Source organism: Prevotella sp. ne3005 (genome assembly GCF_900110085.1).
GTDB lineage: Bacteria > Bacteroidota > Bacteroidia > Bacteroidales > Bacteroidaceae > Prevotella.
In genome coordinates, this window is the sequence record NZ_FOCK01000014.1 from 15,036 (window position 1) to 28,537 (window position 13,502).

Here is a 13,502-nt window from a genome sequence, read left to right on the forward strand (position 1 = left end):
ATTCTTCTTCGTTGCTTTCAGTTTATATCATCAATCCGCGCGAAGCGCCTCAATAGGCCGAATGCGGCTGGCCTTGAAAGCAGGGATCAGTCCCGCAAAGGTGCCGGCAATAATCATCACCATCGTAGCCTCCATACACACATCGAGTCCTACGGTAGGATCAACAAACATCGTAGCTTTGAAGGCACCTGTGTCGATGGTGTCGTGGCCCAGTGTGGCATCCATATATTCGTTGGCAAAGATACCCAACAGCATGCCGATATAGCCAAAGAATGTCGTGATAATCACACTTTCAATAATAATCAGTTTCAAGATACTCCAGGGCTTGGCACCAATAGCCTTGCGGATACCGAACTCGTGGGTGCGCTCCTTGACGGTAATGAGCATGATGTTCGACACACCGACAATACCAGAGAGCAACGTGAAAAGGCCAACAACCCAGAGCGCTGTTCGGATGATGCCGATACCCGTCTGCATCTGCAGATTCTGCGTGAAACGGTTCCAGAGCCAAATGGCACTCTCATCTTCAGGATGTGCCTGATGGCTGGCATTCAGTCGCTGGCGATATTCCTTTTCGAAAGCCTCATTGGCTTCCTCTGTGGGTAGTCCGTGGAAGGTAAACTCGATGCGTCCGGCATCATCGGTGTTAGCACCATAGATGCGCTTGATGGCCGTATAAGAGGAGAAGGCGTCAGCTCTACCATTCTCGTTCTCCTTATAGATGCCCACCACCTTGAAGGCCAGACTACCTACGTTCACGTATTGCCCAACGAGCCGTGAGATATCCTTCTGTTTGTCGCTGCTTGCATTGAGGAGCTCTTTGGCCTGCTTGTTACTCACGATAATGACTTTACGGCTTTCCTTGATGTCGTTATCGTTGATGAAACGTCCCAAGAGCATGTCCACTTTGTCTATTTTGATGTGGTTGGGATAGACACCGCAGAGCGAAGGGGTGATATACTGTTGTCCAAGGCTGATGGTGGCTCCAGTGCGATACTGGGCACCCACTTCATTGATGTTCTCCTTGAACTCTGAATCGGTAGTGCCGATGTCGCGCGTCTGAAGTCTGATCGAGCGTCCCTCCTTCATACCTTGATAAGGTTTTGAAGTCTCACCGCCGTAAACCACCATCGACGATGACAGGAAACGGTCAGACTGTTTCAGCTGGGCATTGATGAGTCCGTTGCCGGCTCCCAGCAGCACGACGAGCATGAAGATGCCCCATGCCACAGCGAAGCCAGTGAGCGTTGTGCGGAGTTTATTCCTCCGCGCCGTACTCCATATTTCAGTGATGATATCTCGCATAGTCGTTACTTCATCATACCGTTAATACCAAATGGACTGGAGTTGTGTTCGAGGTTCTCCTCGATCTTGCCGATGATACCGTCCTTGATATGCACTATCTTATTCGTCTCATTAGCCACACCGCTCTCGTGAGTCACCACGACGATGGTCATGCCCTCCTCTTCGTTGAGATGCTTGAGCAGCTGCATCACCTCCACAGATGTCTTCGAGTCCAATGCGCCTGTTGGCTCATCAGCCAGGATAATCTGTGGACGGGTGATGAGAGCTCTGGCTATCGCCACACGCTGTTTCTGTCCTCCCGACAGTTCATTGGGGTAGTGTTCTGCCCAGTCGAGAAGGCCCAGACGCTCCAGATACTCCAGAGCCATCTGATGGCGCTTCTTCCTGGACACCCCTTGATAGAATAATGGCAACTCAACGTTTTCCACGGCGGTCTTGAAAGAGATGAGATTAAACGACTGGAAAATAAAACCTATCATCTTGTTGCGATACTCGGCAGCCTTCGTCTCTGAGAGGTTCCAGATGGGAACGCCTGCCAGCTCGTAGGTGCCCGAGTCGTAGTTGTCGAGAATACCTAATATATTTAATAAGGTACTCTTACCAGAACCCGAGGCACCCATAATGGATACGAACTCACCTTTAGCGATGTCGAGCGAGATGCCCTTCAGCACATGGAGCGGCTGTGCGCCTTGATAGGTCTTGTTGATGTCTTGTAAATGTATCATTCTAATACAATCTATTTACCTTAGTTTAACTTAGTTCTGTCTGTTTGACGCTGCAAAGATACTAAAAGTTGCATAACATACAAAAATAATGGGATAAATTACAATAATTTGTGACGAAAGGTTATTGTTTCTCCCATTCCGCAGTGATATCCGAGATGGAAATATCCAATAAGCGCATCTGTCGGAAGAGTTCTGGCAGACGCTCCTTCATAAACTCCTGCTTACGGGCTTTGAGGATCTGCTTCTTCGCACCTTTCGTCACGAAGTAGCCAAGACCACGCTTGTTGTAGATAATCTCCTCACGCGCCAGTTGCTCGTAGGCCTTGACGGCTGTGTTGGTATTCACCTCCAACAGCACACTGTATTCACGGACTGACGGGATACGGTCGTCGTCCTTATACTTACCAGAGAGGATCTCGTCCATCAGGCGATCAGCCATCTGGATGTAGATGGGTTTATCGTTTGAGAATGTCATAATTAGTCCACTTATTAGTAATTAGTTCAAAATTCTTGAAGATACGGAACGATGCCCAGTAGTTGAAAGCTGCGAGGATGACAAACATCACATCGAGCACATACGACAATGGATTCACATGGCGCACACCATCATAGATGACAAACAGGTTGAGGTGCCCTCCGGGTTCTACACAAAGATATTGCACCACGACAGGGAGGGCTATCAGAACAAGGCTCGACACGACAAAGGCATACTTGCGCAGCCAGGTGCCACCCAGGATATACAGCGAGTGGATGAATACCAGCATCAACACTATGAACACGATCTCAGGCACCCAGAGTGGCCCCTGGCTAATAGGTATGAGCACATCCAGCAGCAGGGGAATTGTCGATATCCATTTGTCGCCGAAACATAGGGTCCTCACTGCCATTCTTAACGTATCGCCAGCAATCAATGACAATACCACACATGCCACCCACACGACGGTTACATAGAACACCAATGAAAGGTATTTCTCTAGATTCGAGGCAGGCAGCATCAGGAATGCCGTACGCTTGGTTTTCTTATTCACATCCGACATGATGGAGCTGATACAAGCCAGCACACCTATCAGGCAGAAGGGTATTCCTAAAGACAAAGCACTGCCTTGGGCACTCTCTATAGAATCGGCAAAGGTAAAAACCAGCATCTCAGCCAGGAACACCCCGGCAAAAAAACCTAAGGTCCAGAACATCAGGTTACGGAAGTTGGCCTTTACCACCCAGCACAGCGTCTTTCCAAATCGATCGATATTAAAACTTTCCATCATATAATTCATCATTTATAAGTTCACAAACCTACCTATTACCTGCTGACGACAGAAGAACCTGTAAGACAGCCAGAAGTTAAGCGCAATCAGGAAGATATAGATTACATCCCACAGACGTACCAGATTGATGGCGGTATCACTGCTGATGCTTCTGGCGATATCATCATGCGGCCACAAGGCACCCAAAATGACACCTAACGCAATCAGCGTCGCACTCGTCAAGATCCAACTGTATTTGTGCGAACGGAAGAACGTGGCACCAACGGCATAGCACGAGTGAAGCCATACGAAAGTGAGTAGGATGCAGAGGATCAGGGGCTTGGGCGCGGCACCGATATGAAGTTGAGGACTCCCCATATACTGCATCACCAGCATCCTGCCCTCATGCCCCAACAGCCAATTCACCAGATACTGCACCAGGTCGGCTACTACAAACGAGCCTACGAAACTGGGCAGCAACAGCAGCCAATAGCTATAGCGCATCAGGTATTTCTCCAAGTTCGAGGCAGGCAGCGTCATCAGCCGCTGGTCGTCGTGCTTGCCTCTCATGCTGTTGAACATCATCGTGGGTCCCAGCACGAGGATGGCGACAGTGGTAAAAAGCACCATAGACGTACAAGCTCCATAAGACGGTAATGAAGCTGGCTGATCATTAAACCTCGCCACACAGGTAAAGAACAGAAACATCAGCGTAAACACCACCAGCCAACTCAGTGTGTTCTTTACGAACCAACGGCGGTCCATCGTCAGCGACCAGCGCACTAACTTCCAGAACCTATTTACATTAAATTGTATCATAGTCAGTCCTCCTCTCTTTGTTAGATCTTGCCTTGTGTCACAGCATTGAAGAGCAGTTCGAGATTAATCTGAGTCTCTGCGCTGTCGGTCTTGCGAGGAGCGATGACGGCATTGCCCTGCAGCGAAGGTTCAGCATAGAGGACGTCGTCCGTCTCGGCTGGCGTGCGATATTCGAAGACATATTTCTCAGTGATCTCAGCCACATTGGCATCGAGCAGCAGCTTCTGCTGAGAGAGAATCAGGATGTGATCCAGCAGTGACTCTACATCGTGCACCTGATGGGTGGAGATAATCAGCGTGCGGTCGCCACTCATATAACGTGCCACCACCTTACGGAACTGGCTCTTTGAAGGAATGTCGAGACCATTGGTAGGCTCGTCCATCAGCATGACCTTCGTACCCGTAGCCAGGGCAAAGGCCATGAACACCTTTTTCTTCTGACCCATTGAGAGGGCATTCAGCTTCAGGTCTGACGAGAGTTCAAAGTCCTTCAAACAATCCTCGAGCACGTTGGTGCTGAACAACGGATAGAAGGGGCGGTTGATCTTTACATACTCATCGAGCGACATGGCTGGCAGGTCAAACTCCTCTGGCACAATGAATATCTCGCTCAGGGTCTCAGGCTTACGGAGTTTTGTCTCAATACCGTCGAAGCTTACTGTACCCTTCTTGGGACGGAGCAGACCACTGATCAGATAGAGCAGCGTTGACTTACCCGTACCGTTCTTTCCCAACAATCCGTAAATGTTATCCTGCTTCAGTTCCAGACTGAAATCATCAAATACCAAGTCCTTCTGACCTGCATACTTAAAACTGATGTTTTTAACCTCAATCATAGCTGTATTTATTTATTGATTTATCTTCTGTTATAGTGTACCACTTCAATAGTACACTGCAAAAGTAGGATAAATATCAATTCCCTCCAAACAATTTGGAAGAAATCTTTCATTCCTTAACACCATTTAACCATTAGCCTCGCGTGAACATTATTGTATTTATGATTAAAAATCATTAATCTTTAAGGGTGTATTTGGTACATTCAATAATAATCGCTAACTTTGCTGCATCATTTCTAACCAACTTAATTCATTCAACGATGAAGAGACTATTTATTTTTGTAATTTCGGCTATGCTGGGAACGGCTGCGATGGCGCAGGCGAAGTATCCGTTTCTGGATACGAAACTGTCGAACAAAGAACGTGTAGAGAACTTATTGAGTCTGCTGACGCCAGAGGAGAAAGTAGGACTGATGATGAACAAGTCGATATCTGTAGACAGACTTGGCATCCCGTCTTACAACTGGTGGAGCGAGGCCTGTCATGGTGTGCGCCAGGGGGGCTATACCGTCTATCCCCAGCCCATCGGCATGGCTGCAGCCTTTAATGCCCAACTGTTTTACGATGTATTCTCACAGGTGAGCGACGAGGCCCGTGCCAACTGGAACCGTACTGACCACAACGATCCTAAGCTGTTCAACGTGCCCATGGGCGTCATCTACTATCCTGGCAACCCGGAACTCACCTTCTGGTGCCCGAATGTCAACATCTTCCGTGATCCACGTTGGGGCCGTGGTCAGGAGACCTGTGGTGAGGATCCCTATCTGAATGCCGTCTTAGGCGTGCAGACCGTATTGGGCATGCAGGGTAACGATGACAAATACTTCAAGACCCACGCCTGTGCCAAGCACTATGCCGTACACAGCGGTCCGGAGCCTCTGCGCCACTCGATGAACGTAGAGCCCACAAACCGTGACCTCTGGGAGACCTATCTGCCAGCCTTCAAGGCACTCGTAAAGAAAGGTAATGTACGTGAGGTGATGTGTGCCTACCAGCGATTTGAGGGTAAGCCCTGTTGTACAAGCGATCGTCTGCTCATCGATATCCTGCGCAACAAATGGGGTTACGACGCCATCGTGCTCACCGACTGCGATGCCATCAACAATTTCTTCAACAAAGGTCAACATGAGACCCACAAGGACGGACTCTCCGCCTCTGTCGATGCCGTACTGAACGGCACCGACCTGGAGTGTGGTAAGGTGTTCATGTCACTCGTTGAGGGCTTGAAGAAAGGCCTCATCAAGGAGAGCGACCTCGATGCCCATCTGCGCAAGACCCTTATGGGACGTTTCGAACTGGGCATGTTCGATCCTGCTGAGATGCTGCCTTGGGCGAAACTCGGTCCTGAGGTCATCAGCAGCGAGAAAAACAATGAGATGGCCACTCAGGCTGCACGCGAGTCGATGGTGCTGTTGGAGAATAAAGGTGGGGTACTGCCTTTGTCGAAGAGCATCAAGACCATCGCCGTTTTAGGACCTAATGCTGATGATGTAGAACTCTTGAACGGCAACTATGGTGGCACACCAACCGACAACCACAAGCACTCACTCTTAGAGGGCATCAAGGCCGCTGTGCCTGGTGCGAAGGTGATCTATCAGAAGGCTTGTGAACTGAACGACGAATACCGTACCATCCACCATCTGCAGGACTTCAACGACGGTAAGGGAGCAAAGGTGGAATTCTTCAATAATAAGGAATTAGCGGGCGAGCCTGCCAAGACCGACTATTACAACGAACTGAACTTCTCCACTTTCGGAGCCTGGGGATTTGCTCAGGGCGTAAGTCGCGACTCACTGTCTGTACGCGTCAGCGGTAAGTATGTAGCCACCTTTACTGGTGAGATGAAATACACACTTACCACAGATAACGGCTATGTGCTGAAGGTAAATGGCGAAGTGGTGGAAGAGGCACAGGCTGGTGGACGTCGTTTCTTTGGCTTCGGACGCAAACCTGAGTACAAGTCGTTCCCCGTCGAGGAAGGCAAGACCTACGACATCGTGATTGAATACAAGCACGGCAACGGACAGTTCGCCATGCTGCGTGGTGACATCTGCGAGCGTATCCTTGTAGACTTCAATGACTTGGCCAAAGAAGCCGGTGAGGCCGATGCCATTATCATCATTGGCGGTATCTCTGCCCAGATGGAAGGCGAAGGTGGCGACAAACAGGACATCGAGCTGCCAAAGGTTCAGCAGATGCTGGTGAAGGCTATGCATGAGACCGGAAAGCCTGTCATCTTCGTAAACTGCTCTGGTTCAGCTATCGCCTTTGGTAGTGTCGAGGGTCAGTACGACGCACTGATTCAGGCCTGGTATGCAGGTCAGGGTGGTGCCAAGGCATTGGCAGAGGTCATCTTTGGCGACTACAACCCTGGTGGCAAGCTGCCCGTAACCTTCTATCGCTCTAACAACGACCTGCCCGACTTCCTCGACTATTCGATGAAGAACCGTACCTACCGTTACTTCACGGGTGAGCCTCAGTATGCCTTTGGCTATGGCCTCAGCTACACCACCTTCAACGTGGGCGATGCCAAGATCTCTGCCAAGTCGATGAAGAAGAATGGCAAGGTAACGATTACCGTTCCCGTCACGAATACTGGCAAGCGTGAAGGTACAGAGACTGTTCAGGTTTATGTGAAGGCCCTCGACGATGCGGGTGCTCCCATCAAGGCCCTGAAGGGATTCCAGAAGCTGTCACTGAAGGCTGGTGAGACCCAGAAAGCCACCATCGAACTGGATGGTGAGGCCTTCGAATACTACGACGAGAGCATCGACGAACTGTCCACCAAGGCAGGTCGCTATCAGATACTCTACGGCACCTCGTCATTGGACAAGGACCTGAAAGCCATTGATTTTACAGTGAAATGATCAGCGGGTATCAGCACCCCACATCATTTTCTCTCGCAAGGTATTGAAATAGCGGTGATCTGATCGCTTGACGACCTTGATATCGAAGGGGGCACGACGGAGCGTAATCCGAGTGCCCTCTTTGCATTTCTCCGATCGTCCGTCGATAGCCACGAGGAAATTGTGGGAGCGGCTCTCCACGTCGAGTTCGATGACGGAAGAGTCAGCCAATACGATGGGGCGCACATTAAGGGAATGAGGTGCTACAGCCGTCATGGAGAACACCTTGGTTCCTGGTACGATGATGGGACCGCCATTCGAGAGACTATAGGCAGTAGAACCTGTAGGCGTGCTAATCACCAGTCCGTCAGCCTGATAGGTATTAAGATACTGACTGTTGACATTCGCACGAATGGAAATCATCGAGGCAGTGTCGCGCTTCAGGATAGCCACGTCATTGAGTGCATAACTGAAATCCCCCAACGGAGCGCCATCAGCCTCTACCTGGATCATCGCCCTCGACTCCACCGCGAAATCATCATTATGGAGTGCCTCCAGACAATGCTCAATATCGTCAGGACTAATGTCCGCCAGGAAGCCCAGTCTGCCCATATTGACACCTAAGATAGGAATATTCTTCTTCCCTACGCGGCTGGCTGCCTTCAGGAACGTGCCGTCACCACCCATTGAGATCACGAAGTCGGCATCAAAGTCATCATCGGAGAACACCTTCGTTGCCTTCACATCGAGTCGCTGGTTATCCTTCAGGAAGTAATAATACTCCATGTCGACATAAAGCTCTGCACCAAAATTGGTGATACACGAGAGCACCTTCTGGATACTGGCTGATTTGCGTGCCTGATAAATGTTGCCCAAAAGGGCGAACCTGAGTCTGCGATGTTCCATAATGTATACGTTTTGGGTGCAAAAATAACAAAAAATGAAAGAATGAAAGAATGAAAGAATGATTTTTTCATTTTTATTTCGTATCTTTGCGGTCAGAAAACCCAAAATAGTGAAGATTATGGCAAAAGTTTATGTATTCTTAGCAGACGGTTTCGAGGATGTCGAGGCCCTGATTCCCATCGACGTACTGCGTCGTGGCGGTGTAGAGGTTGTAACAGTCAGCACCACAGAGTTTCCACTCGTAGAATCGGCTCATGGTGTGAGCATCGAGGCCGATATCCAGTTCGATCAGGCAGACTATGCCGATGCCGACCTGCTGATGTTGCCTGGTGGCATGCCTGGTGCCAGCAACCTGTTTGAGCATGAGGGTGTCTGTCAGGCTGTGAAGGCACAGTTCGAGGCTGGCAAGAAGGTGGCTGCCATCTGTGCTGCTCCTGCTGTGGTACTCGCTCAGCTCGGTGTTCTCAATGACAAGAAGGCCACCTGCTATCCTGGCTTCGAGAAGGCACTCGACGCTGCAGGTGCCACCTACACTGGCGACTTGGTGACTGTCGATGGCAACGTGACGACAGCCGAGGGTCCCGCTGCAGCCTTCCCCTATGCCTATGAACTTCTTACTCAGCTTGTCGACAAACAGACCTCCGACCAGATTGCAGAGGGCATGCGCTTCAAGCACCTGATGGAAAAGTAAAAAGGTAAAAAAGTAAAAAGGTAAAAAGTGGACTATATTATTATTGTGGCAGGAGGGAAAGGCCTGCGCATGGGAAGCGACATCCCCAAACAGTTCCTGCCCATTGGCGGGAAACCGGTCTTGATGCGCACCCTCGAGCGGTTTCGTGAATATTCAGCCGACCTGCAGATCATCCTGGTGCTTCCAGAGGCTCAACAGGCCTATTGGCAGGAGCTATGTGGGAAATACGACTTCAAAGTAAAGTATCAGTTGGCCAATGGTGGGCAGACACGCTTCCATTCTGTGCAAAACGGTCTGGCCTTAGTCCCTGACGACGCAGAAGGTGTAGTAGGCGTTCACGATGGTGTGCGCCCCTTCCCCAGCATCGAGGTCATCAAGAACTGCTACGAGACGGCCCGTACAGCCAAAGCCGTCATCCCCGTCATCCCTGTGGTAGAGACAGTGCGCCATCTGGAGGGTGACTCATCCGTCACCGTACCCCGTGGCGACTATCGTCTCGTGCAGACCCCACAGACCTTCGACATTCAGTTGCTTAAGGCTGCCAATCGTCAGCCTTACAATGATGGTTTTACTGACGATGCCTCTGTGGTGGAATCGTATGGTCATGCCATCACCCTCGTCGAAGGAAATCGTGAGAACATCAAGATCACCACACCCTACGACCTGAAAATAGCCGAGGTGCTGATATAAGGGATGGACATACTGGAGCAAGACATCAAGTTCCTGCCGGGCGTAGGCCCCAACCGCAAGAAGATGCTGAGCAATGAGCTCGGCATCGAGACCTATGGTGACCTGCTCGAGTATTATCCTTATAAATATGTAGATCGTTCGAAGGTCTACACCATCCACGAACTGACGGGCGAAATGCCCTATGTGCAGGTAACAGGGCGTATCCTCAGTTTTGAGTCTTTCGCCATGGGACCTCGCAAAGAGCGTGTCGTAGCCCATTTCACGGATGGCACAGGCATCTGCGATCTCACCTGGTTTAATGGCGGGAAGTATGCCAAACAGAACTATAAGATAGGTACGGAATACCTGGTCTTTGGCAAACCCACCGTCTTCAACAACCGCATCAACTTCACCCACCCCGACCTCGACGACGCCTCGAAAGTAGACATCTCCTCCATGGGGCTCCAGCCCTATTACAACACGACGGAGAAGATGAAGAAATCGGGACTGAACTCGCGCGCCATCGAACGCCTGACAAAGACCCTCGTCGAACGTCTCCCCACCCTGCCGGAAACCCTGACAGACTTTATCATAGGCAGTCGCCACCTGATGAGTCGCGACGAGGCCTTCCGAACCATCCATTACCCACAGGAAGCCAGGAGTCTTGAGCGTGCCAGGGTGCGACTGAAGTTCGAAGAGTTGTTTTTCATCCAACTCAACATCCTCCGCTATGCCAGCGACCAGCGGCGTAAATACAGGGGATATGTCTTCTCCAAGGTGGGCGACGTCTTCAACTCTTTCTATCACAACAACCTCCCCTTCCCATTGACGGAAGCCCAGAAGCGGGTACTCCGTGAGATTAGGGTCGACGTAGGTTCCGGGCGCCAGATGAACCGTCTGCTACAAGGCGATGTAGGCAGCGGCAAGACCCTCGTGGCGCTCATGTCCATGCTCATGGCCATCGACAATGGCTACCAGGCCTGTATCATGGCCCCTACGGAGATACTTGCCGAGCAGCATCTCCAGACCATCATGCAGTTCCTCAAGGGGATGGACATCCGTGTAGCCATGCTCACTGGCATCGTCAAGGGCAAGCGACGTGAGGAGGTGCTCGAAGGCCTGCTCGACGGTACGGTACAGATTCTCGTTGGCACCCATGCCGTCATAGAAGATACTGTGCAGTTTGCCCGTCTCGGCTTTGTCGTTGTCGACGAGCAGCACCGCTTTGGTGTCGCCCAGCGCGCCAAACTATGGAACAAGAGCCAGAATCCCCCACATGTATTGGTAATGACGGCCACCCCTATCCCCCGCACGTTGGCCATGACCCTCTATGGCGACCTTGACGTCAGCGTCATCGATGAGTTGCCACCTGGTCGCAAGCCCGTACGCACCACCCATGTCTTCGACACCCGCATGACCTCCCTTTACGATGGCATCCGACAACAGATCCACGAGGGGCGTCAGGTGTATATCGTCTTCCCCCTTATCGAGGAGAGTGAGAAGAGCGACCTAAAGAATCTGGAGGATGGCTTTGAGGTGTTGAAAGAAGCCTTCCCAGAATTCCGTCTCAGCAAAGTGCATGGTCGCATGAAACCTAAGGACAAGGAAGAAGAGATGCAACGCTTTGTCAGTGGTGAGACGCAGATTCTTGTCGCCACCACCGTCATTGAAGTGGGTGTCAACGTGCCCAATGCCTCCGTCATGGTCATCCTTGAGGCACAGCGCTTCGGCCTTGCCCAGCTACACCAGCTCAGAGGGCGTGTTGGTCGTGGTGCCGACCAGAGCTACTGCATACTCGTCACCCCCTACAAACTCAGTGAGGACACCCGCAAGCGCATCGACATCATGTGCGACACCAACGACGGCTTCCGTATTGCCGAGGCCGATCTGAAGCTGCGCGGTCCTGGCGATCTTGAAGGCACCCAACAGAGCGGTATGGCCTTCGATTTGAAGATTGCAGACATTGCGCGTGACGGGCAACTCGTTCAGATGGCTCGTGACGAAGCCCAGAAAATTATCGACGAAGACCCGGAATGTAAATCCAATAAGTACGATTTGCTCTGGAATCGTTTGCGCCAATTACGCAAAACAAATATTAATTGGGCTGCGATTTCCTAGAGAAAGTGTTAAAACAACACAAAACTTTGTTAACGGAAACAGCTTTTTGCATGTTTTCGGAATATATTTACTACCTTTGCATCGTGTTTTTCACTCTAACAAGCAAACCAGAACCCAGATGATAACAAGTAAAGTCTTTAAAACAGCTGCAATATTAGCACTCATGTCATTCACTTCCATCCCTTCTCAGGGACAGGACCTCTTGGCACGTCAGGCTCCTGTTGACAGGAAAATGAAAGCTGTCGATTCCATAGTACTCAACAAACTGATTGAACAGGAAATGTTCGAAAACCCTGCAGGCGACCTCTATGATGAGTGGGACAATCAGCTCACCCATTATTCTGGTGCAGCCCTCCCCGATGAGGCCACCATCGACCTGCGCGGTTTCTGCATGCCTACCGACAGTCGTGTCGTCACCTCTAACTTCGGTGCCCGTTGGGGACGCCAGCACAAGGGTCTCGACATCAAGGTATACATTGGTGACACCATCCGCGCTGCTTTCAGTGGCAAGGTACGTGTCGTGAAATACGAGCCTCGTGGCTACGGCAAATATGTCGTCATCCGCCATTACAACGGTCTGGAGACCTACTATGGTCACATGTCCGCCCAGCTCGTCCATGAGAATCAGGAAGTCAAAGCTGGTGAGCCCATCGGCCTTGGTGGTAACACAGGTCGTAGCACAGGTTCTCACCTCCACTTCGAGACCCGTCTCTGTGGTGTGGCTCTGAACCCCGCCCTGATGTTCGACTTCCGCAATCAGGATGTCACTGGCGACTTCTACACCTTCCGCCGTAGCCGTTATGCAGCAGAGTCAGCCCAGGCTACCCGTCTGCGTGGCGCCAATGCCGGAGGTAACAGCAACAGCCGTTTCAGCTCTGATGCCGACGATGACTCCGAGCTCGCCATCGCAGCTCCGTCAGCATCCTTCGCACCCGAGGTACACCTGCACAAGGTTAAGAAAGGTGAGACGCTCCAGGCCATTGCCCGCAAGTGTCACACCACCGTCGATGCCCTCTGTAAGCTGAACCGCATCGGCAGGAACATCCGCCTGATGCCTGGACAGATTCTAAAGTACAACTAAGATACAACGCCCACACAGAAAGCCTCAGCTGATTTGCTGAGGCTTTTTTGTTAAGTGAGCTTTTCAGCCTACATGCCTACATAGAATAGCGGCAACTGACTGATATACAGCAAACTAGCATAATTGCAGCCTACATAAAGCCTACATAAAAATGGGGTTTTTAGAGCAAAAGTGCGTCTTTTTATGCTCAAGAGACATTCTATTTGAACACGAAAAACTATCTTTTGACCCGCAAAAGACTATCTTTTCAACTCAAGAGGTT

Annotated in this window: 12 protein-coding genes; 5 read left to right on the plus strand and 7 right to left on the minus strand. The window is 50.8% G+C overall.

Annotated elements, in window-relative coordinates; genetic code table 11:
- Positions 1 to 30: 30 nt before the first annotated feature.
- The 6 genes from BMY16_RS14810 to BMY16_RS14835 all read right to left on the minus strand — a co-directional run bounded on the left by BMY16_RS14810 (position 31) and on the right by BMY16_RS14835 (position 4,929).
- Positions 31 to 1,305, minus strand: coding sequence for an ABC transporter permease (locus BMY16_RS14810; RefSeq protein WP_091844052.1), 1,275 nt, complete (start codon positions 1,303 to 1,305; stop codon positions 31 to 33).
- A gap of 5 nt (positions 1,306 to 1,310) precedes the next feature.
- Entirely contained in the window at positions 1,311 to 2,030 is a 720-nt protein-coding gene (locus BMY16_RS14815) for an ABC transporter ATP-binding protein (protein WP_091844054.1), read from the minus strand.
- Between the two features lie 121 nt (positions 2,031 to 2,151).
- Positions 2,152 to 2,505 (minus strand): GntR family transcriptional regulator, encoded by a 354-nt coding sequence (locus BMY16_RS14820; protein WP_091844056.1) that lies wholly within the window; start codon positions 2,503 to 2,505, stop codon positions 2,152 to 2,154.
- Entirely contained in the window at positions 2,486 to 3,295 is an 810-nt protein-coding gene (locus BMY16_RS14825; RefSeq protein WP_139207255.1) for a hypothetical protein, read from the minus strand. The genes BMY16_RS14820 and BMY16_RS14825 overlap by 20 nt, the downstream gene beginning before the upstream one ends.
- Before the next feature lie 12 nt (positions 3,296 to 3,307).
- The gene (locus BMY16_RS14830) at positions 3,308 to 4,093 is read right to left on the minus strand and encodes a hypothetical protein (protein WP_139207256.1); all 786 of its coding nucleotides are present in this window, start codon (positions 4,091 to 4,093) and stop codon (positions 3,308 to 3,310) included.
- 20 nt (positions 4,094 to 4,113) lie between these two features.
- Positions 4,114 to 4,929 (minus strand): ABC transporter ATP-binding protein, encoded by an 816-nt coding sequence (locus BMY16_RS14835; RefSeq protein ID WP_091844062.1) that lies wholly within the window; start codon positions 4,927 to 4,929, stop codon positions 4,114 to 4,116.
- Positions 4,930 to 5,189: 260 nt separating this feature from the next.
- Here BMY16_RS14835 and BMY16_RS14840 point away from each other — a divergent pair, with 260 nt between their 5' ends.
- Positions 5,190 to 7,796, plus strand: a complete 2,607-nt coding sequence (locus tag BMY16_RS14840) for a glycoside hydrolase family 3 C-terminal domain-containing protein (protein WP_091844064.1) — start codon at positions 5,190 to 5,192, stop codon at positions 7,794 to 7,796.
- Here the strand turns inward: BMY16_RS14840 and BMY16_RS14845 are convergent, their stop codons facing one another.
- Positions 7,797 to 8,681 (minus strand): NAD kinase, encoded by an 885-nt coding sequence (locus BMY16_RS14845; protein ID WP_091844066.1) that lies wholly within the window; start codon positions 8,679 to 8,681, stop codon positions 7,797 to 7,799.
- A gap of 118 nt (positions 8,682 to 8,799) precedes the next feature.
- On the opposite strand from BMY16_RS14845, the gene BMY16_RS14850 reads away from it, so the two are divergent.
- From BMY16_RS14850 to BMY16_RS14865, 4 genes are all read left to right on the plus strand, one after another.
- Entirely contained in the window at positions 8,800 to 9,372 is a 573-nt protein-coding gene (locus BMY16_RS14850; RefSeq protein ID WP_091844068.1) for a DJ-1 family glyoxalase III, read from the plus strand.
- Positions 9,373 to 9,399: 27 nt separating this feature from the next.
- Positions 9,400 to 10,062, plus strand: a complete 663-nt coding sequence (locus BMY16_RS14855) for a 2-C-methyl-D-erythritol 4-phosphate cytidylyltransferase (RefSeq protein ID WP_091844070.1) — start codon at positions 9,400 to 9,402, stop codon at positions 10,060 to 10,062.
- Positions 10,063 to 10,065: 3 nt separating this feature from the next.
- Positions 10,066 to 12,159 carry an ATP-dependent DNA helicase RecG gene (gene recG, locus BMY16_RS14860; protein WP_091844072.1) on the plus strand — a complete coding sequence of 698 codons (2,094 nt, stop codon included), beginning with the start codon at positions 10,066 to 10,068 and terminating at the stop codon, positions 12,157 to 12,159.
- 118 nt (positions 12,160 to 12,277) lie between these two features.
- On the plus strand, positions 12,278 to 13,240 hold the full coding sequence (locus tag BMY16_RS14865; RefSeq protein ID WP_091844074.1) for a peptidoglycan DD-metalloendopeptidase family protein: 963 nt from the start codon (positions 12,278 to 12,280) through the stop codon (positions 13,238 to 13,240).
- The last annotated feature ends 262 nt before the right edge of the window (positions 13,241 to 13,502 follow it).